This window comes from Methylobacter psychrophilus, from assembly GCF_025583945.1.
In the GTDB taxonomy this organism is placed as follows: domain Bacteria; phylum Pseudomonadota; class Gammaproteobacteria; order Methylococcales; family Methylomonadaceae; genus Methylobacter_C; species Methylobacter_C psychrophilus.
Map to the genome: position 1 here is coordinate 114709 of NZ_JAOEGU010000001.1, position 20180 is coordinate 134888.

Consider the following 20180-nt stretch of genomic DNA (forward strand, 5'->3'; position numbering starts at 1 on the left):
GAAACCATCCGCTTACAAGCCGATTTTGTATCCGCTTATTTTTTACACCCTCAATAAGTAGCCATGACTGAAACAATCCCACCGGTAATTACTCTCCAAGCCTCAGTAAGTCTATGGCAATGGTTAAACACCAACAAGCTGAGTTTGGCTTTTACCACTTACCAAACCAACCGTTTGTTTTTGCTCGGTTGCAAGCCGGATGGGCAGTTGGCGGTCAATGAGCGTTTATTTGATAAACCAATGGGGCTGTATGCCCATGATAACAGTCTGTACATGGCCACCCGCTATCAGCTCTGGCAGCTGGAAAATCGTCTGGACGAAGGTGAAAGCTGGCAGGGTAATGATCGTCTGTACATCCCGTGCCAGTCGTACACTACTGGCGACCTTAATGTGCATGATGTGGTGTTGGATAAAGACGGCCAACTGCTGTTTATCAACACCGATTTTAGCTGTCTGGCTGCTTTGCGCCCCGGCTTTAGTTTTGAGCCGCTCTGGCGGCCACCATTTATCACCAAACTGGCTTCCGAAGATCGTTGCCACCTAAACGGCCTGGCGCTCCGTGGTGGCCAACCGATCTATGCTACGGCCTGCAGTAGTACCGATAGTGCCGCCGGTTGGCGCCATCATCGTCATCACGGCGGCATTGTCATGCACATACCCAGTAATGAAATTATTGCTACCGGTTTGTCCATGCCGCACTCGCCACGTTGGTACAAGGGCAAGCTGTGGCTGCTTAATTCCGGCAGCGGCGAGCTGGGTTATCTGGACGGCGAGCGCTTTATTTCGGTGACATTTTGCCCGGGCTTTGTGCGCGGTCTGGCCTTTTTTGGTCACTACGCTCTGGTGGGTTTATCAAAATTGCGCTCAGCCAGTTTTGGCGGCCTGGTTTTGGAACAGCGCTTGGCTGAGTTGGGGCAAACCCCACAGTGTGGCTTGCAGGTGATTGATTTAAACACCGGTGCCGTAGTGCACAGTTTGGAGTTTACCGGTGTCGTGGAAGAGTTGTTTGACGTGGTGGTATTACCCGATGTGCGGCGGCCCGCGACCTTGGGCTTTAAAGAAGAAGCGATTGACCGTCTGATTAATTTTCCGGGTTCCGGCGGTCTTATAACCACCAAACCTACCGTCAAGCGTCCGGGTATCGGCACGGTTATCCAGGTTGCCGGCTTACCGCGCTTAACGCCGTTGGCCCAAAGCAGTGCCGCACCGATTAAATATCAACGGGTTTACCATCTGACCCCCGACAATCTGGCACCCTACGAGGCTTTAACCTTTCCCAGCTTGCTACAACACTGGCAAACCCACCCGCAACGCGGCGAGTTGCATGGCGTATCGGCTTCTGTAGACGGAGAAATGATCGGTTTTATCGTTGCCGAGCAAGTGCCGCAAGACAGCCCCGAAAAATACGCTATTGAAGTGCTGTCCCTGTTTGTATTGCCGGCCTATCGGCGTCAGGGTATTGCCACTGCCTTAACCCAGTGCTTGCAGCAAGCACTGAAAAGTCGCTTATGAGCTGCATATTTTTAAGGCAGTCCCTCGAAGATTGTTTTTTGTTATCGGTTGAGTGCTTTCAAACCAATGCGGATTGACAATAATAATTAATAAGTACCGAGTCATTACTTTCAAAGAGCGGAAGGCTGACCGACTTTAACTCACACATCATCTTATCGAGCAATAACATTATTAATCCTGTTTTTAACAGCTCAACCAGCAATAGTATCGGACAGTTTTGTGTGACACTTTAGGTGAAAATGCACGTTTAGCGGCATTAAAAGCTTTTGCAGTTGAAATCAATGTTGAACGCGTTCAAGCAATTTACCAACAATTATTGGAAGCTTTCGGGTAAATTACTATTTTAATCCAGCTTGCCTCTTTGATACAAAGTTAATAATGCAAATGGGGAAGTCAGATAGGGTGGTGCACCTTAGGAGACTGTCCAAGAATAGAAAATCGACTGCGAAAAAGCTATTTTGGCCATATTTTTCGCTCATTTTCGTTTAATAGAACAACTATTTGCCTCAAATGATCAAAAAATCTGACGCAAAATTGCTTTCCCTCGCTACGGTTCCTATTCTCGGACAGCCTCCCAGTAATGCAGATGAATGGACAGCTACTCAAAAGGCTTAACAGGTTATCGTTGCCATAAACAATATTTGATTTTTGTTACAACCAGATAGAATTATTCAATAAGGGCAGTTTTTACAAGCATTCTCACAGCATGAGCCACGTTTTAAGTGATACCATTTTGTAAAGACCATCTTATTGTTCTCATTTAAATAGTCAATACCTTGGATTAAGTTACCATCGCCACGATACTTATGCGCTGCAGCAATTGCATCTTGCAGACTTAATCTATTAATGAACTCAATAATTTTTCCTTGTATAGCTTTGCTTAAGCAATTTTCACAAAGGCAATCCTGCTGAGAATCAACGGCCATAATGGCTGGATAGGCTGCGCACCAACATGATTTTCCAGTTTGAGTAACGCCACAGATTAAAATAGTGCCACATGTTGAGCAGAGTTTATTTTGTGGGCTTACTTCAATTTTCAAGAACCGGACCTTAGACGTATTGAGCAGATATTTGTAAAAGCTGTGCAACCCAACAACTTTTTACAAGGATGATAAATTAATGCAGGCAACATTTTTTATACTTTTTACCACTGCCGCACGGACACGGATCATTTCTACCGACTTTTGACTGGTTGGCATATTCAAATCCTGGCGCAAGATCTTGCTTTAAATTAGCATCCGGGTGAAAACAAGCCCACCATTCCATTTCAGTGATGACATCGTTTATTAACCGGCATTGACGATTTTCTTTTAATCTAGCCAAGGCTTTGTCTTTGTCAATTTCAAGGTACCTATCAAGATACTCTTTGTTAATAATATCCTCGTCTACAAGCTCTTGGTCAAAGCAAGCAACAAGTTGATCATAGAGCTCTTCGGGATGTATGTCGCAGCAATTACACACCACACTAGCGACAAAAAAAGCATCTTCTTTCTGCTCAAGACAATGATCAAGTAGCGTTTCAATATAACTGACCAAGTCCCCTCGTGAAATCTGATCATTATTATAGAGAATCACCAAAGAACCTAATGCAGCACTACGAACATATTCATTAACGTCTTGATCTTCGATTAGTTGCATTATTAAGCCAAGATCACTATTGCAAACTGAAGCCAAAATACTATTCAAGTCCTCTGTAACCATATCTCCTGTTGGATATAATGCCTCATCTTCATGTCCAAGCTGACCAAAATATTGCACAATGATTGGGTAAGCCCTCTTTTCCCTAAATTGCGCAAGAAGATAGAGTGCATACATAAAAGCAGGCGTATCTTCAACAAATTGAGGGTTACCAGCAATTTCATCAATAATACTTAAAAGCGAAGGAGTGATCGCACTCTGTTGCAAAATAGCATCTTCCAACGCTTCCCGTGGAAAAATGGAATCATTATCTGTGTTTAATTTTGCAATTATTTGTTCTATGGTCAACATATGATGGGGTTTATTTAACGTGGTGATTAGCGATAAAGAAATTCAATGTTTGATCTGATTATTTCTGTACATTTACATGGGCACTTGCCGTATTTTTTTTTAACTGTAATTGGGTGCTTACCGCATTGCGCTCAAGTTGTTCTTTAGTAATCGCTGCATTACGATCTAATTTTTCTTGGGTACTTAACCTGTTTAGGTCGAGTTGAGTTTTGATTTTTGCAGGGTCTTGTTTGTACTGAGCTTTTATTGATGTGGCATTCTTTTCTGACTGCGCCTGAATTGCAGTCACGTTTTTATCCGACTGCGCTTTTATTACCGTAACGTTCTTATCTGATTGTGCTTTTATGCGGGTAGCATTCTGTTCGGCAAGTTCCAATAGCTTTTGATACTCAGAAGATTGCCCGGCGACCCCTTGAGTATCTTCGCAAGGCGATATTGCGCCTTTTTTGCCTGAACATGGTTTATTGGCAGCCATTGATGTTAACGGGAGTAACAGGAGCATTAACAAGATTTTGTTCATGGCACTAAATTAAATAATCAGAGACAAAGTCTGCAAAATCATCTTGCTCGGCTTTTTTGATTGAGCTTTGTAGTTTTTTTGAAGAAATATCCTCTATATCGTCAAGACACTCTTCACGGTAGGACTCTCGGAAATACTTCGCCCACTCATTTTTGCTTTTACAGAGATCGTCAAAAGAGCCCATAAACTGGAGTCGTAATTCAATTTCTCTTAAAACCAAATTCAGACTATTCAGTAAATCATCACCCTCAACATTGGGTGTCGATTGTTCAATGAGGCTGGCAATTTCTGTTTTGACCGCTGCTATATCATCGCTGGCACCATCAAAAAGCGCATTGATGAAATCATTCTTTATCGCTTGTTGCATCTCTTTTTCAGTCTTATACCAAAAGAAACTGCCACCCGCACTCTGCTGGTGATCGTCTTCAATATAAAATCCAAATGGAAATTCAAGAGGGTTTTTGCCTTGAGCTTCGTCTAAAGAGTTTATTAACTCTGCTTCCGTGTTCATTGGTTATTTACCTTTTAACATTGTTATAATTAAGCAGACAAGACAGTTTTAATGCCACTGATTGGAATATCGCCTTTATATAATTGTTTGGCAAAGTCGGGAATTAATTTTGTCATCCTGCGCTCATAATCACCTTCCCACACTTCCTTTAGTTTATCCCTCGCCAACTCATTGATATGTGCTTTACCGGATGCGTCAATTAAAACCATTGCCGTATCCTCTTTGTCCGTTATATCATTTTTATGCGTGGTGATTGCAAAGACGAAGTCATCTTTATCTTTAATCAGGGTTGCTAATAATTCGTCCAATAACTCTTCAAACTCATATTCATATAGATCCTGTTCCATTTTTCCGTCATTGAGCAAAGCATTTTTTAATACTATTTTTAGGTCTTTTGCTGTTGTTTTCATGGTCTTAAGATTGATTAATAGGTTTTATTCTGCCAACAGAGTAGCAATAGCTGACTTGGCATTGCACTGCGCAGTTACTTCTGCCAACTGTAATTCATTCAATTTATGTTTGATAGCTTCAGTGCCATTAAAGTCAAATGCTTGATAATCCTTTTTGGCAAAGGTAACGATTTGGCACTTCTTGAATGGCTGGTTTTCAAACGGCATTTTTGTAGGAGTCAGATTTAATGGTGCATTTCCTTCCAAACCGGGCGCATAAATCATAAATTCACCTTTCATCGCCAGCACTGCACGATACTGATTGGCACCGGTTAAATACAAGTACCCTACTTCAACCTCTTTTTCTTTTAATTTCATCTTACTAAATTCCTTGATTTGTTTCATTCCAACAAAACTTAATGCCTGTTTTTTTTGCAAGATAACACGGATTTAATCATAATATATCCACAAAACCTGCTCTTGTCGCGCATATCGTAAACACCATGACCAGTTCTTCGTTCTTAACAAGTGTTAATGGTGTCGGCAAGCCGTCTTGGGCCGGTTGATTTCCGATAACAGGTTCTATACAGATATACTGCTGTTTTTTATCACTCCAGATAACAAACACAATAGAGAGATTTTCAGTTATCGGCGATAGGTTGCAATTAATTGATACGGTGTAATTGGCTGTTGTAAGTTTGACTTCTTCGGATAACGACGCTACTTTATATTTTTGGATACTGTCGTGTGGCAGTGACGCTATGTCTATCCGAGTAACCCCTATTTCAATAAAACTGTTTTGCGTGACCGAAAAGTAGGGGTGAAATCCTGGTCGAACCCAAGCCGTGTCTGATAATGCGCGGATGGTTGTGGTTACTTTAAGCGTCTTACTATTTAGTGCTTCGATTTCTTCCCAATCGGTAATAACTTCAACATTTCCCCAGTTATTTTCGGCGGGAGCTGAAAGGTTTTTTGTGTGTGGCAGCTTATTATCGCAAGCAGTTATTCTATATTCGCCGTGTTTAATACTAAATGGCGGAGATAGTGCCTCAAAATTAGGTATACAAAGGAATGCTCCACCACGAGAACCACCGTTTTCTTTACTATGCAGTGGCTCGACAATATTAATATCATTCAATTGCCAATTTATTAGGGTGCCGGTATCGTTGAATATCATAATAGGAAATAAGTAGTTAAGGGCTCATTGGTTATCATGCTTGGCAAAATGATCCGACGGAAAGCCGTACCTTTTGATTCTTTATGTCGACTTAAATAGTCAGAGATCAACTAAGTGTGTTGAGTTGTTGTGTGAGTCCACGAATCCTGAATCAATATTGACCAGGAGGGCAGTGTGAAAAAATTAAACCGTCAAAATCAAGAAAGTGATTTTTCAGCAGGCATAAAAAAAGCGCAGTCTGTGATAAGTAAGCGCTTATTTTTATTACTTAATTTGTGGTGCGCCCTAGTGGATTCGAACCACCGACCACAGCCTTCGGAGGGTGAATAATAGCAAAATCCATAATAAATCCCAACAATCAATAGCAATAAAATCAACAACTTAATTATAATTTTTTGTTATTATCTATTGCCATTTAATACCCTTATTTATAGTTAATTGTGTCGTGAGTGTGACGTGGGTGTATACTGTAACCCTAGAAAAAAAGCGGCCTTGAGGATGTAATCAGCACCAACAAGGCCTTACCAATAACTTAAATTCAGGTTAAGCAATGGCTCAAAGCATCATATCAGAAAGCCAGTTGTTACCCTATAGGAACAATCATGGCCAATATTAGAAAACGTGAAACAGCAGACGGCAAACCTTACTACACGGCACAAATCCGGCTTAAAGGTTATCCGGCACAAACGGCGACCTTCCAACGGATAACGGACGCCAAAAAATGGGTGACGGTTACCGAGGCGGCAATCAAGGAAGGTCGACACTTCAAAACAGTCGAAGCAAAGAAACATACCTTAGGCGATGCAATCGAGCGTTATTTAGCAGATATTGCCCCGAGCAAGTTTAAACCCCACGAACTAGAAAAAAGAGTACCCATACTTAACTGGTGGAAGTCTCAAATCGGTTATTGCAGTTTAGCCGATTTATCCGTTAAAGATTTTGCGGCTTGTCGAGATACCTTGGTTACGCATGGCAACAAGGGCAAGCCACTTGCCGCCGCAACTATCAAACGGCACTTTCTTTCAATCAACCATGTATTAAAAATCTGTCAATTAGAATGGCATTGGTTCGAAACAAACCCCCTAAAGGATGCCGTTATTGAATTGCCAAAACCACCACGCGGTATAGTTCGATTTTTGGATGATGACGAGCTGGCGCGTTTAACTATCGCCTGTAAGAATTCACTTAATAATCTACTTTATCCGGCTTTCATATTGGCAGTATCTACAGGGATGCGACAAGCCGAAACGATGAACCTGTATTGGAGCGAACCCGACGCGCCCCCAGTCCACACAGCATGGGGCGTGGTCAATCTGGCTGACAATTGCGTCATATTGCATCAAACCAAGAATGGTACTCGTCGACGCATACCTTTATCAGGCAATGCTCTTTTAGAGGTACAGAAACTTGGCAAGGTACGGCGACTTGATACCAAATTAGTATTTCCAAGCCCAACACACCCACATAAACCGATTGAGTTAAAAAAAGCATGGACAACTGCACTCGATAAAGCCGGTATTGTGAATTTTCGTTGGCATGACTTAAGGCACACAGCCGCTAGTTATCTGGCACAGGATGGTGCTACTTTGATTGATATTGCCGCAGTATTGGGACATAAAACTTTGGATATGGTGCAGAGATACGCGCATTTATCAGACAGCCATATCAGTTCAGCGATTGAGCGAATGAATAAGCGTATTGGCGGCGCGTGATGGCCTACAGTACATTTTCAGAAAGGAAAATAAACGGTGAACCGATTGCTTGGGATTACTACAACACTTTGCAGGGGGGTATGACTCCCATGCAAGGGGCAAAGCTGGCGCACAGGATTGACCCCGACAATACTTCTGCTGTTATCTCTGATAAGTCTAATTCCATTAAACTACTGGCGGGATATTTGGCAAACAGGCAAGCGACCTATACGATGCCTGAACTGATTACTGCACTAAACAGCTATGATGTCGGGGATTCAGACTCTTGGCTAGTTTATCGGGAGTTTAAGGAGGGCGAGGATGACGTTAAAACTTTTAATATCCCACAAGGGATGATTGACGTGGTATCAAGACAACCTAAGGCTTCAGTGGGTAAAATATCGGTACGCCCCGCACAAATAGAGGCTATCCGTAAAACCGCCATTGGTCTTGCTTATAATCCATTGGCTATCCCTAATACCGGCAAAGCAAAAATAAAAAACGAGTGCCTTAAGGACGTAAAATTATTCACTGCCAGTGGTTTTGACCACGCATGGAAGGATGCCAGCAAACAAAATGTAATATGTATTCAAAACAAAGAAAGATACCTGCCCACCCGTTAATTCTCTATAAGTGGGCAGTAAAAATGCCCACTTGCCCTGCTTTACTGCCCACCCCTTGAATTGTTTTACTTTGCGTTAAGCCGCAAGCAATAACAGTTTGCCGCGATTCTTAACTTTATCGAATCAGGGGTATTACATGAAACAATCATTTGAAACAACCACGACCACCCAACCAAATCAAACCGGAAAAGAAGCATTTGCTTACGCTTATTTTACGGTCAACCAGTTCCAGAAAAAACACCGTGCACTCACCCTAGGCGGCCTTCGAGCATTAATTTTCAACGAGGAAACGAACGGCCTTGCGAAGTCGGGCGCAATTATCAGAATTGGCCGTAAAATTCTTATTGATGAAGGCAAGTTTTTTGCTTGGGTTGAATCCCAAAACAAGAAGGTGGCGGCGTGATCGCCACCAACGCGGCAGCGAACCGCGTCGACGAAAGCTATTCAGGAGACACCAAAATAACATTTGTACCCTGCCTTTACAAACCGGACAAGACGAAGCTGGTGACACTTGAGCAGGCACTTGATAGCATCCAGACCGGAAGGTTTAAAGTATCTGTTGAAGCAGCAAGAAAATTTTATAGTAATAGACAACCTGTTTCCTACGACAACGCCAAGCAAAACCTCCCAGCTTTTGCTTTTGCCGGAAAGTTTGACCCGAAAGTGGATAACGCGTCCTTTGTACAATCAGCAGATAATGCTTCATTCGACGTAGATAAGCTGGGTGATGCTCTAGGCGCAACGCGTGAGGCGATTATAAAACTATCATGCTGTCTCTTTTGCTTTGTAAGCCCTTCCGGTAACGGGCTTAAATTTGCACTACGACTGGCTAGAGGTACTATTAAATGTGATGCAGACAATAAAAAAGTATTCGCTGCCGCCGCTAAAATGCTGATGAGTTTAGGTATTAAAATCAAAGTCGATGCGGCCTGTAAAGATATTAGAAGGCTTTGCTTTGTTTCTTATGACCCTGAACTTTTCGTGAACTGGGATGCAGAAGTTTTCGACTGGCGAGCATGGGAGCCTAAGCAACTGCCGGAACCGATACCAAAAGCAGTAATCTTAAAGCCTAAAAAACTGAGAGCCTCAAATGCTTTTGTTCAAAGCACAGCCGATGAGTGCATTGGCAAAATTCAGAACTCACTTAAAAAAGCCAAACAAGGTGAACGTCATGGTAAGCGATTGGAGGCCGGAAGGTTGGCTGGTGGTTTTGTAGCTGGTGGTCTATTGCCCGAAGAAGATGCACTGGCAGCGTTAAAATTAACCAGTGATGCCATTGCCGAAGGTGGGGTGACTTCAGAAACCGAATGGCAAAGCATTTTAGACGGTATTGAGTTCGGTAAATCAACGCCCATAGAAGCGTTACCCACCGAAACCGTTAACGGCGATTTGTTTGTTAATCAGAAAACTGAAAAAACCAATAAAGTTAAACCAAAATTGGGAACAGGTAAAAGTAGCTTTATACCTGAGAAAACCCAAGATACTGTAGGTAAGGGTCAAGCATTTACTTGGAATCCCTTGTCGACGTTTAATGACACTTTAGACAGTGATAAAAAATATTGCTATGTTGATTTATTACGTGAAGTTGATGACAACCACTTGTTAAAACGGTTTAGCATACAAACAGCCGCAGAAACCTGCCTGCCTGTAAACACCGTTTTCCTTACAGGCTTAGGGGTTTATAGTGCTATGGCCTCGCGTAAGTGGGTCGTCAGGTATCAAGACCACACTCGACTGCCTATTTCCTTATACGTAGCCGCTGAACAGCCCTCTGGAGCTGGTAAAACGTGGGATTTGAGGAAATATCAAGCCCCTTTTACAGAAATTTTGAGAACTATAGCAGACAAAGTATTTTTTAGATTAAAAGTGCTGACCAATAAGGAGAAGCTATTACCACAAGAAAAAGATGAATACGACGATCTAAAAACTACAGCCAAACGGCTTCAGATTGGCCTGTTTGTAAGCAACGCAACGCCTGAAGGACTGGAAAAAACGCTAGTCTCTACCAATGGCTTCTTTAGTGCGGTGTCCAGTGAACAAGGCTTATTTGATTCACTGTTAGGTCGTTCATACAAACCCGAAACTAGCAGTAATAATAACGATGTAGTACTCAATGGCTTTGATGGTGGGTATGTAAACTGCCAAAGGGTTACTAGAGAAGGCTATTGTGGGCATGTTATTGGGGCGGTTGTCTGTTTTGCTCAAACCGGCTCAATCGAAAAAGTTTTAAGTGCCTCAAATGGAACAGGTTTGGCAGAGCGTTTCCTGATGCTGGCAGAGCCGCATAGCTTGGGGGTTAGAGATCATACTAAATCAGTTGCTCGTAACGTCGCTTTGCTTCAAGAATATGCAGTAGCCTGTAATTTTATAAAAGAGATTTTTGAGGCACCAAAAACCTTTAAGGGTTTAGATGTCCTTAGAATTAGTATGACCGGCTTCTCAAAAATCAACGATCATAAAAACCTCATTGAGCCTCATCTTGCTGATGGTGGCAAGTATGCACATTTATCTTTAAGAGGGGCGGCGGGAAAGTTCGATATTCAGGTAATGAAAGTAGCGGCCATTCTTCATTTACTTGATGGTGGGACTACTATCCCTGAAATAGCAGACAAACATGTTCGTGCTGCTATTGATATCGTTAGCCAGCTTTTGGAGGCTAATTTAAACCTCTGCAAAGATAAAGGGATTATTGGCGTAAGGGCTGAGTTCACATCAATTCTGTCTTTATTCGAAAACGACCGTAAGCCACGAACTGAAAGAAACATCATTATGTCAAAATCGCAGAAGATTCCCTTTAGAGATTTTCAAGGTAACAAATCCAACCTAATCAGGGCGACACTAGACGATATGGTGAAACAGAAAGTCCTTGCACGCATAGTTCGGGACAAACTAACCCTGTATGAGCCAGCACAGTAATGCTATTGCTGTTATTCATTTGTTATTGGCATGAATAACAGCGCAGCCCACGGCTGTAGTGCTATATATAAAAATGTTATTCATTTATTTGTTTTTATTTTATATATACATAGAGAGGAACAGACAGACAGCAAAAAGACTACTTAATTAGGCATATTTATGTGAGGGGGGGGTAGAGTACCAATAACATCAATAACATGATAACAAATCCGCCGCATGCCACGAACGACATGGCCTTCCGGTGTTATTCATACCAATAACATTTGTTATTTATGTCTTATTTACAAGAGAAAATAAAGTTAGCTATCACCGGCAAGACTACATATTTTTACTTAGAAACAGCAATCTTATTTGAGGCAAGTGCATTGTCTAATAGCTTTAAATTTTGCTACATGCCTTACGCCTATTGTTTAGAGAGGTTACAAAATGCCATTAAAAAATATAGAGAATCATACAGCAACTCAGTGTAGCGCAATGGCAAAGCACACGAAGCAACGCTGTCTTAATCTTGCCGCCTACGGTATGAATATTTGTAGGTTTCACGGCGCGCACAGAAAAATTATTTCGGGTAAGGACTGCCATTTTTATAAGCATGGTAAGGAGACAAGAGCCGCGCGTAAAGCAAGACCGGCAGAGAACAAGAATCTTCGCGAGTTAACAAAGTTAGCGTTATCGGATAGCCCGATTATGCACCTGCCAGAAACTGATATTGCCTCGAAGGTTCTTAATGCTCAGATGGAAGTTTTACTTACAAAGCCATTAAATCCAAAGAAAGAAATGCAGAAAGTGGGACTAAAAATAGTAAAAGACTATCTCAGAAAGAAATCGAAGCCTATAACGGATTGATTATGAATAACCAATAACTAAAGGCTATAAAAATCACCGTAGCGACACGATAATACAAAAGCCATGCAACTCCATACCCCAGCACAAAATCAATGACTGATTTATGCAGTTGGAGCAAGTCACAGGTATTTTAGTAAATGCTTATATTTGTACTGCTCTAACTGTACTAACCGTACTAACTGTACTAACTGCATTAGGCGCAAAGTAAACCCCGCCCACCTAAATGCTGTTTTTTCATGCCAGTAAAATTGTAATGAAAAATTTTTAATATCGGAGTCCCTGAATAATCGAGGCGGGGGTGTTTCCTGTATAGCAGGTTTTACAAAGCGACCGGAAAATTATAAAAATTTCCAGTAGCTTTACATTCATTTACATAGGCGGGGGGTGTTCTGTGAGGTCGTCGTCGGGAGACTGAAATAGATTGTAAGGTTTATCTATATGAAAACCGGAAATGACGGGGTGGGGTGGTGCCGGTAGGTATCTGGCAGGTATTGCGGTGGTTTAGAGGGCAATTTATTTTCAACTGTGACGTGAGTGTGACGTGGTGAATTTCAGACAATAAAAAAAGTCTTAAATTCACTGTAAGCTCTTGATTTTATTGGTGCGCCCTAGTGGATTCGAACCACCGACCACAGCCTTCGGAGGGCTGTACTCTATCCAGCTGAGCTAAGGGCGCTTAAGACCAAGCATTGTAACTGATCAGCAAGGTGATTACGATAACATTGTTTTTAAGTTGGCCAGATTGGCTTTGCCGCGTTCCTTGATAACTTCGGGGGTTAGCTGTTTTTTATTAATCCATTCAAGATCATCGGCCGGCAATTCATTTAGAAACCGGCTGGGTTCACATTCAGTGATTTCGCCATAACGTTTACGATGTGTACAGTAACTAAAAGTGCAGGTACGCTGGGCGCGGGTGATACCTACGTAAGCCAGACGGCGCTCTTCTTCTATATTATCGGTTTCAATGCTGTTTTGATGAGGCAGGATATTTTCTTCTATGCCAATCAGAAAAACATGCGGAAATTCCAGGCCCTTGGCGGCATGCAGGGTCATTAAGCTCACTTGATCACTTACTTCTGCTTCCTGATTGCGCTCCATAATATCCATCAACATAATCTTGGCGACAATCTCAGCCAGGGATTTTTTGGTTTTGTTGCCATGCTCTGCTTGGGAATCCTTGTCGGCGATGCGCTTAAGCCATTCGACCAGCTCGTGGACATTTTTAATTTTACGATCAGCGGACTCTTTGCTTTTACTGTCTTCTTTTAAAAATTGTTCATAACCGATTTGATTAATCACCTGTTCGATCACGGCAAAGGTGTCGCCCTTGCCAATACGGTCTGCAGTATCAATAACCCAGCCGTGGAATTTTTGTAGCCGCTGGATGGCTTTTTCGGAGAGTTTTTGGGTTAAGCCCAGTTCGGTACTGGCCGCAAATAAACCGATATGTCGGTCATTGGCATAAGTACCCAATTTTTCCAGGGTCGTCGGACCGATTTCGCGCCGGGGTGTATTGATGATGCGTAAGTAAGCGGCATCATCATCCTGGTTAACAAATAAACGCAGGTAAGCCAGTATGTCTTTGATTTCCGGATTGGCAAAAAATGACGAGCTGCCGCTAATCAGATAAGGCACGTTGTTTTCCCTCAGGCCTTGTTCAAATAACCGGGATTGATGATTGCCACGGTATAAAATCGCATAATCTTGATAGCTACCGCCGGTTTTAAATTTATGATGAACAATTTCCGAGATGACTTGTTTGGCTTCATCCTGGTCATTTTTATGACTTAAAACACGCAGTGAATCACCGTAACCCAATTCACTCCAGAGTTTTTTTTCAAAAGCATGAGGATTATTGGCAATCAGATGATTGGCCACCTTGAGTATGCGTCCGGTTGAGCGGTAATTTTGTTCCAGCTTGATCACTTGCAGGCGGGTAAAGTCTTTTTGTAATTGCGCCAGATTTTCCGGTTGCGCTCCACGCCATGCATAAATTGACTGATCATCATCACCTACAACAGTAAAGCATCCCAGTGTTCCAGCGATTAATTTTACCAACTGGTATTGGGTGATATTGGTATCCTGATATTCATCCACCAGCAAATAACGGATTTTATTTTGCCATTTTTCCAACACGGCGGGGTGCTGCTGAAACAGCAATACCGGCAACAAAATCAAGTCGTCAAAATCGACGGCATTATAGGCTTTTAAACTGCGGGTATATTCGTTGTAAAGTCCGGCTGCCGAATATTGATCGCGATTTACTGTGGCTAGTGCCTGTTCCGGGGTTACAAAGGCATTTTTCCATTGACCGATTAGATGGGCATAAGTATCAAGATTATCGATATCACAATCTTTTGCGCCATGATTGATCAGGTTTTTTAGCAGGGTTTGTTTGTCTTGTTCATCAAACAGCGTAATCGCCGCTTTATAAGCCAACACTTTATGTTCTTTTCGTAAGATATCCAACCCTAATGAATGAAACGTAGAAACCCGTAAGCCGCGAATCTGGGTGTCATCGAGTAGTTTTGAAACCCGACTTTTCATTTCCCGTGCCGCTTTGTTGGTGAAAGTCACCGCTGCAATATGCCGTGCAGGTAAGCCTTGCTTAACCAGATAAGCAATTTTTTCGGTAATCACCCGCGTTTTACCACTCCCCGCACCGGCAAGGACTAATAAAGGGTGGTCTATCGCTTTAACAGCGGCTTGTTGTTGGGGATTTAGTTTGGTCATTGGGATAGAAGTCAGGATTAAGTGGTTTAATCCTATAGTGGCATTACAGTTGTTGGGTAAGGCTATTTATAATTTTTCATATTTCCGTCCTGTTGCCTTGATAAGACAGAAAAGCTTCGGTGAAAATATCAGGATATATCTTTGTTATTATACCTGTTTTTAATCGTCAGTTTACAGGATCCACTTTTATCCGGAGTCTATCCGGTCTTTATTTTATGGCGTTCTTGATAAAATGACTATGCAGGCTTACAGACATTCTGATTGCTGATTAACAAGCTATTTCAGCCAGTTATGCCCGGGTATCCAGGCACTTACTGGCTGAGGTTTTTTGGTAATCAGGTTCTTTTTAGGGATGCCTGTTTTGTATTTTTGAAGTGATTAAAGACTTATAATTCAGCCTTAATTATTTTAAACTTTTAAAGTAAAATTGTTAAATTGAATAGGCTCTGATGATTTCTTTAACAATCCCTGAGCGAACGATATCTTCAACCGTGAATTCTACGATGCCTACTTTTTTGGTATGTTTAAGCCGGTTAACGGCATCGGCTAGACCTGATTGAGCGGGAATATCTTTCTGTTCCAAATCACCATCGATGATAACTTTACAGTTATCCCCAATACGCGTTAAAAAGAGCTTCATTTGGCCTGGCGTGGTATTTTGTGCCTCATCCAAAATTGCCCAGCAATTTTTAAAAGTGCGCCCGCGCATAAAGGCCAAAGGCATGGCACATATGCGCTTGTGCTTTATCAGGTAGTCTACTTGTGACCGCCCCAGTCTTTCGTTAAGTATGTCGCGAAAGGGCTCAATGTATGGCGCATATTTTTCTTCCAGTTCTCCCGGGATAAAACCGAATTTCTCGCCTGCCTCAACACCAGGCCTGGTAAGTATAATGCGGTCAATCTTTTTTTCTCTTAGCATGTCGGCAGCCAATCCGGCTGCGACGTAGCTTTTTCCTGTGCCGGCGGGCCCTATGCCAAAGGTTATTATGTTATCCAAAATCGCTTTTATATAAAATCCTTGTGCTTTTGTAAGTGCCTGTACAGGTTCTAAAACTCTTCTTTCTATGACAAGATCAACTATATCAAGTAGCTCAAAATCATCATTTTTGGTGATTTTTCGATTATCTCTTCTGCGATAACTCATTTCTCTTTCAGATGTTTTCATTGCAGCTTTTTTGGACATGCACTCACTCCCAGTTATTACATTAACAATCGGTCAGTATTTTTTGTCGGCATACTTTAGAACTATTTGAACTTAACTTAATAAAGTATAGATATTTGTTGTTTTTTTTTGTGATTTTTTTTACTTTGAGACGGGCTAATTTGTGGATGAATTATCTGCGTTAGCCGGGCGTCATCTTTGGGTAGAGAGATCGATTCGACTCTCGACGATAGTCTGGTTTGATAGCAAATCACGGGGATGAATGCCATGTGCTAATTGTGGCAAGTTTGATAGGGTCGTAGGGTTTAACGTTGATAAAATTACGGCAAGATTTTTGATGTTCATTCAACATAATAACAATCCTTGAATCTGCAAAATCAGGTTTTATTATTGTAATAACTTATGACAGGGTCATGACGGTTTGGCTAAATTTTAATTACCGGTAAATCGCTGTGGAAGGTGATTCTTTAACATGCTTCTTTTTCAATGAAGTACGACGAAAAATCAAACGGAAGGCGTTAAATGGCAAAAGCAGGTTGCCGTTTACCGGATTTATGGATGGTGTTATTTTTATAGTCTTTTCGTAAAGACGTTCAGTAAGGTAAAATGGATCTTAATCATGTTGAGTCAAATCAAAAATAAGTATTAAATCTTGTCTTGTTTGCCTACCCAATTGATCAATAAAATATACTAAATAAAGGAGTAATATCATGAAAAAAAGTTTGTTTCTGACTGCCGCACTACTGGTTTCCGGCAGTGCCTTGGCGGCGACTGACCACTATGTGCTGCGCGATGGAAATCATGTTCAACATTTAAAAATCACTACACTTAAAGATGATATTACGGTCAGTGCAGACGTTAATTTTGAACCCAATGCCAGCGAAGTAGACGCTAAACCTTGCACTGGAGAAGTTTCAGGCCCAGCCACACTGGTTAGTGAAAATCAATTGCTTATGAAGCAACGTTCGGTAGTTGAAGCGACTTATTGTGAGCTAAAAGTTAATCTTACTCCGACTGGCGCGATAGTTGAGCAATCCAAGGATTGCGACAACTTTGCTCCGGGTATCTGCCGTTTCTCTACCGATGGCAAGGAACTGATTAAAGTTAAATAGTTGGGTGTGTAGGGTACGCATCGCGTACCCTTGGCTCATTTGATGATAACGATAGTTCGTACCATTCTATCAGGTGTATGAGGCTTCGCTTATACCTCCTACACACTACGATCCAGCTTGCGATAGCTGATTGCTTCACTTAAATGTTTGGTTTCTATTTGCTCTGAATTTGCCAGATCAGCAATAGTCCGTGCCAATTTTAAAATCCGGTGATAAGCGCGGTGTGATAAACCGAATTTGTCCATAGCCTGCTCTAAAAGTTGGTGACTTTGCTCGGATAATACGCACAGCTTTTTAACTTCTTTTGCGGTTAATTCCGAATTCGCTTTACCGCTACGCGCTACCGCTATATTACGTGCGGCGACCACCCGTGCTCTGATAGTCGCACTGCTTTCCTCACCGCCCGGTGTACCTTTGCGTAAGACTTCATGGGATATGCGCGGGACTTCCAGATGCATATCAATACGATCCAATAAAGGCCCTGATATTCTTGCCCGATATCGCATGACTTGTTCCGAGGAGCAATGACAGCGCCCTGATGCGTCACCCAAATAGCCGCAAGGGCAGGGGTTCATCGCCGCGATCAACTGAAAGCGTGCCGGAAAATCAACTTGCCTGGCGGCGCGTGAAATAGTGATATGTCCTGTCTCTAGCGGCTCGCGTAAAACTTCCAATACCCTACGATCAAATTCAGGCAATTCATCAAGAAATAACGTCCCGTTGTGAGCGAGGGATATTTCGCCAGGTCTGGGATTGCTGCCACCACCGACCAAAGCTGCCGCTGAGGCAGTATGATGTGGCGCGCGATAAGGCGGTTTTAGCCAGTTGGCAACATCCAAGCCTTGATCGCTAATAGAGGCAATGGCCGCAGTTTCTTGAGCTTGTTGTTCGGTTAATAACGGTAAAATAGTGGGTAATCGTGCGGCAATCATGGATTTTCCGGTGCCGGGAGGCCCCAGCATAATTAAATTATGTGCGCCGGCGGCGGCAATTTCAAAAGCTCTTTTAACATGATATTGACCATGTACATCCGCAAAATCCAGGTCATCTTTGGGTGCGGGTGGTTCGGTTTGTTGAAATTCGGGTTGTATTTGTGTCTGTCCACTGAGATGAGCGCAGACTTCTAACAAGTGTAATGCGGGGATAATTTCAATACCTTTAACCAGAGCGGCTTCGGCGGTATTTTCTTTGGGCAGTATTAGTTTTCTTTTGTGATTTCTGGCCTGTATGGCAATAGGAAGAACGCCTTTGACAGGGCGCAATTCTCCACCCAAGGACAGCTCGCCAATACATTCGTATTGCTTAAGATTAGCCAAGGGGATTTGGCCGGATGCCGCTAAAATGCCTAAAGCAATAGCTAAATCAAAACGGCCACCTTCTTTGGGTAAATCAGCAGGTGCCAGATTGACGGTAATGCGCTGGGCGGGAAATTCAAAGCGCGAGTTTAATAGTGCACCCCGAACACGGTCTTTACTTTCTTTGACGGCAGTTTCCGGCAAGCCGACAATATTTAAGGCAGGCAAACCGTTAGAAATATGAACTTCAACCATTACCAGAGGCGCTTCAATTCCTGAGCGTCCCCGGCTAAAGATAACGGCTAAGCCCATGGCGCTTCTGAATTGCTGTTACATTTTTGTAGCGCCATTATAAATCCCCGGCATTCCAATTATTAATATTGCATTGTAGGAGCGGGCCTCGCCCGCGATGTTTTGGCAACTATAGCTGTGTCGATTTTTTATTTTTCGCGGGCATGGCCCGCTCCTACAATTCTTAACGATGGTTAGTTAAGCCAAAGAAGGGCTTAATCTTACAATTCTTCTTTGTTAAGAAGAGTGCTTTCCATTGCAGATACACGTTTTTCCAGGTCTTCCAGTTTTGAGCGGGTTTTTGCCAGAACCATCTTTTGTACTTCAAATTCTTCTCGGGTAACCAAATCCAGTTTACCTAATGCACCTTGTAAAATGGCATTAAAAGTTTTTTCCAGATCTTCTTTCAGGTTATTAAGGCCCGGAGGAATGGCGCTAGCCAAACGATTGGCAATATCATCAATAGCTTTAGGGTCAAACATGAATCACACTCATACAAAAAATTAAAAGGAACAAGGTGTAAACAATGATTGCTACACCTTGCATTTTATTTATAAAGCAAATGCTTTTTTGAAAAACTCAGGTTGTGCCAGTGATGCTTTATGTATGTCAATATTATAATAAATCGTTTCAAAAGGCTTGTTTGCCGAATCCTGTTCCCTGAAGCTTGTTAAATCAGTTTTACTGGCAATCGTAGCACTCCACCAGCCGGAAGGATACAAACATTGTGGAAAAAACAACGTTTGTAAATGGCCAAAACCACTGGTACTCATTGCATTGCGCATTTCGCCGATCAGTTTCATGTTGAACAGTGCTGACTCGCTTTGTTGCACGATCATGCCATTTTCTGAAAGACAGTTAAAGCAGTCGCGGTAAAAATCTTCGCTGAATAAGCCTAAAGCCGGCCCAATCGGGTCGGTGCTATCAACAATGATAATATCAACTGAATCGGGGGCAGCATCTTTTACCCATTTAATGCCGTCGATAAATTTTAACTCGGCTCTGGGGTCATTATTGGATTCACATAATTCAGGAAAATAAATTTCCGCCAGACGGGTAACGCGTTCATCAATATCAATTTGTACCGCATGCTCTACTGAAGGGTGTTTTAATACTTCCCTTAAGGTACCGCAGTCGCCGCCACCGATAATCCACACTCTTTTTGGTTCAGGATGCGTGAATAAAGCGGGATGACTCATCATTTCGTGATAAAAAAAGTTATCGCGGGTTGATACCATGGTGCAGCCATCGATTACCATTAGGTTACCGAAGGTTTCTGTTTCATAAATCTCAAGGTGTTGAAATTCAGATTGCTCTTCGTGTAATTTTTGTTTGATTTTTAATGAGAAGGCCGATTCAGCCCCTGGGACTTGCTCGGTAAACCATTCAGATGGGTTCATGTAGGGATTCCTG

General features: G+C 42.3%; 19 protein-coding genes and 1 tRNA gene. 7 read left to right on the forward strand and 13 right to left on the reverse strand.

Annotated features, from left to right (window positions below; genetic code table 11):
• The first annotated feature begins 63 nt into the window (after nt 1-63).
• Nucleotides 64-1512, forward strand: coding sequence for a TIGR03032 family protein (locus tag N7974_RS00410; protein ID WP_262963738.1), 1449 nt, complete (start codon nt 64-66; stop codon nt 1510-1512).
• Between the two features lie 671 nt (nt 1513-2183).
• Here the strand turns inward: N7974_RS00410 and N7974_RS00415 are convergent.
• The 7 genes from N7974_RS00415 to N7974_RS00445 form a co-directional block, all read right to left on the reverse strand.
• On the reverse strand, nt 2184-2552 hold the full coding sequence (locus N7974_RS00415) for a DUF5522 domain-containing protein (protein ID WP_243221209.1): 369 nt from the start codon (nt 2550-2552) through the stop codon (nt 2184-2186).
• 76 nt (nt 2553-2628) lie between these two features.
• A complete protein-coding gene (locus N7974_RS00420; RefSeq protein ID WP_262963739.1) occupies nt 2629-3501 on the reverse strand; it encodes a DUF1186 domain-containing protein in 873 nt (290 codons plus the stop codon).
• 58 nt (nt 3502-3559) lie between these two features.
• Nucleotides 3560-4021 carry a hypothetical protein gene (locus N7974_RS00425; protein WP_262963740.1) on the reverse strand — a complete coding sequence of 154 codons (462 nt, stop codon included), beginning with the start codon at nt 4019-4021 and terminating at the stop codon, nt 3560-3562.
• A 4-nt stretch (nt 4022-4025) separates the two neighbouring features.
• Entirely contained in the window at nt 4026-4532 is a 507-nt protein-coding gene (locus N7974_RS00430) for a hypothetical protein (protein ID WP_262963741.1), read from the reverse strand.
• A gap of 29 nt (nt 4533-4561) precedes the next feature.
• Entirely contained in the window at nt 4562-4942 is a 381-nt protein-coding gene (locus N7974_RS00435; protein WP_243221213.1) for a hypothetical protein, read from the reverse strand.
• Between the two features lie 24 nt (nt 4943-4966).
• Complete coding sequence (locus N7974_RS00440) at nt 4967-5359, reverse strand: hypothetical protein (protein WP_262963742.1); 393 nt, start codon at nt 5357-5359, stop codon at nt 4967-4969.
• 16 nt (nt 5360-5375) lie between these two features.
• Nucleotides 5376-6059, reverse strand: a complete 684-nt coding sequence (locus tag N7974_RS00445; RefSeq protein WP_262963743.1) for an aldose epimerase family protein — start codon at nt 6057-6059, stop codon at nt 5376-5378.
• Nucleotides 6060-6700: 641 nt separating this feature from the next.
• Between N7974_RS00445 and N7974_RS00450 the strand changes: the two genes are divergently transcribed.
• The 5 genes from N7974_RS00450 to N7974_RS00470 all read left to right on the forward strand — a co-directional run bounded on the left by N7974_RS00450 (nt 6701) and on the right by N7974_RS00470 (nt 12174).
• Entirely contained in the window at nt 6701-7810 is a 1110-nt protein-coding gene (locus tag N7974_RS00450) for a tyrosine-type recombinase/integrase (protein ID WP_262963744.1), read from the forward strand.
• Nucleotides 7810-8412, forward strand: a complete 603-nt coding sequence (locus N7974_RS00455) for a hypothetical protein (protein ID WP_262963745.1) — start codon at nt 7810-7812, stop codon at nt 8410-8412. Before N7974_RS00450 ends, N7974_RS00455 begins: the two co-directional genes overlap by 1 nt.
• A 136-nt stretch (nt 8413-8548) precedes the next feature.
• On the forward strand, nt 8549-8815 hold the full coding sequence (locus tag N7974_RS00460; RefSeq protein WP_262963746.1) for a hypothetical protein: 267 nt from the start codon (nt 8549-8551) through the stop codon (nt 8813-8815).
• A complete protein-coding gene (locus tag N7974_RS00465) occupies nt 8812-11328 on the forward strand; it encodes a DUF3987 domain-containing protein (RefSeq protein ID WP_262963747.1) in 2517 nt (838 codons plus the stop codon). The genes N7974_RS00460 and N7974_RS00465 overlap by 4 nt, the downstream gene beginning before the upstream one ends.
• A 426-nt stretch (nt 11329-11754) precedes the next feature.
• The gene (locus tag N7974_RS00470; protein WP_262963748.1) at nt 11755-12174 is read left to right on the forward strand and encodes a hypothetical protein; all 420 of its coding nucleotides are present in this window, start codon (nt 11755-11757) and stop codon (nt 12172-12174) included.
• Nucleotides 12175-12773: 599 nt separating this feature from the next.
• On the opposite strand, the gene N7974_RS00475 is transcribed toward N7974_RS00470, so the two are convergent.
• The 3 genes from N7974_RS00475 to N7974_RS00485 form a co-directional block, all read right to left on the reverse strand.
• Nucleotides 12774-12850, reverse strand: a tRNA-Arg gene (locus N7974_RS00475).
• A 35-nt stretch (nt 12851-12885) separates the two neighbouring features.
• Nucleotides 12886-14907 carry a DNA helicase Rep gene (rep, locus tag N7974_RS00480; RefSeq protein WP_262963749.1) on the reverse strand — a complete coding sequence of 674 codons (2022 nt, stop codon included), beginning with the start codon at nt 14905-14907 and terminating at the stop codon, nt 12886-12888.
• A 430-nt stretch (nt 14908-15337) separates the two neighbouring features.
• A complete protein-coding gene (locus tag N7974_RS00485; protein ID WP_262963750.1) occupies nt 15338-16090 on the reverse strand; it encodes a PhoH family protein in 753 nt (250 codons plus the stop codon).
• 689 nt (nt 16091-16779) lie between these two features.
• Between N7974_RS00485 and N7974_RS00490 the strand changes: the two genes are divergently transcribed.
• Nucleotides 16780-17181, forward strand: coding sequence for a hypothetical protein (locus tag N7974_RS00490; RefSeq protein WP_262963751.1), 402 nt, complete (start codon nt 16780-16782; stop codon nt 17179-17181).
• Between the two features lie 98 nt (nt 17182-17279).
• On the opposite strand, the gene N7974_RS00495 is transcribed toward N7974_RS00490, so the two are convergent.
• From N7974_RS00495 to speE, 3 genes are all read right to left on the reverse strand, one after another.
• Nucleotides 17280-18788, reverse strand: a complete 1509-nt coding sequence (locus N7974_RS00495; RefSeq protein WP_262963752.1) for a YifB family Mg chelatase-like AAA ATPase — start codon at nt 18786-18788, stop codon at nt 17280-17282.
• 200 nt (nt 18789-18988) lie between these two features.
• Nucleotides 18989-19249 (reverse strand): ubiquinone biosynthesis accessory factor UbiK, encoded by a 261-nt coding sequence (gene ubiK, locus N7974_RS00500; RefSeq protein WP_262963753.1) that lies wholly within the window; start codon nt 19247-19249, stop codon nt 18989-18991.
• A 69-nt stretch (nt 19250-19318) separates the two neighbouring features.
• Nucleotides 19319-20167, reverse strand: coding sequence for a polyamine aminopropyltransferase (gene speE / locus N7974_RS00505; protein WP_262963754.1), 849 nt, complete (start codon nt 20165-20167; stop codon nt 19319-19321).
• Between the last annotated feature and the right edge of the window lie 13 nt (nt 20168-20180).

Bases quoted from the DNA above. Each gene is read 5' to 3' on its own strand.
- speE (WP_262963754.1), bottom strand. From the start codon at position 20,167: ATGAACCCATCTGAATGGTTTACCGAGCAAGTCCCAGGGGCTGAATCG.
- N7974_RS00455 (WP_262963745.1), top strand. From the start codon at position 7,810: ATGGCCTACAGTACATTTTCAGAAAGGAAAATAAACGGTGAACCGATT.
- N7974_RS00450 (WP_262963744.1), top strand. From the start codon at position 6,701: ATGGCCAATATTAGAAAACGTGAAACAGCAGACGGCAAACCTTACTAC.
- N7974_RS00470 (WP_262963748.1), top strand. From the start codon at position 11,755: ATGCCATTAAAAAATATAGAGAATCATACAGCAACTCAGTGTAGCGCA.
- N7974_RS00495 (WP_262963752.1), bottom strand. From the start codon at position 18,788: ATGGGCTTAGCCGTTATCTTTAGCCGGGGACGCTCAGGAATTGAAGCG.
- N7974_RS00410 (WP_262963738.1), top strand. From the start codon at position 64: ATGACTGAAACAATCCCACCGGTAATTACTCTCCAAGCCTCAGTAAGT.
- N7974_RS00485 (WP_262963750.1), bottom strand. From the start codon at position 16,090: ATGTCCAAAAAAGCTGCAATGAAAACATCTGAAAGAGAAATGAGTTAT.
- N7974_RS00430 (WP_262963741.1), bottom strand. From the start codon at position 4,532: ATGAACACGGAAGCAGAGTTAATAAACTCTTTAGACGAAGCTCAAGGC.
- ubiK (WP_262963753.1), bottom strand. From the start codon at position 19,249: ATGTTTGACCCTAAAGCTATTGATGATATTGCCAATCGTTTGGCTAGC.
- N7974_RS00420 (WP_262963739.1), bottom strand. From the start codon at position 3,501: ATGTTGACCATAGAACAAATAATTGCAAAATTAAACACAGATAATGAT.
- N7974_RS00490 (WP_262963751.1), top strand. From the start codon at position 16,780: ATGAAAAAAAGTTTGTTTCTGACTGCCGCACTACTGGTTTCCGGCAGT.
- rep (WP_262963749.1), bottom strand. From the start codon at position 14,907: ATGACCAAACTAAATCCCCAACAACAAGCCGCTGTTAAAGCGATAGAC.
- N7974_RS00435 (WP_243221213.1), bottom strand. From the start codon at position 4,942: ATGAAAACAACAGCAAAAGACCTAAAAATAGTATTAAAAAATGCTTTG.
- N7974_RS00425 (WP_262963740.1), bottom strand. From the start codon at position 4,021: ATGAACAAAATCTTGTTAATGCTCCTGTTACTCCCGTTAACATCAATG.
- N7974_RS00460 (WP_262963746.1), top strand. From the start codon at position 8,549: ATGAAACAATCATTTGAAACAACCACGACCACCCAACCAAATCAAACC.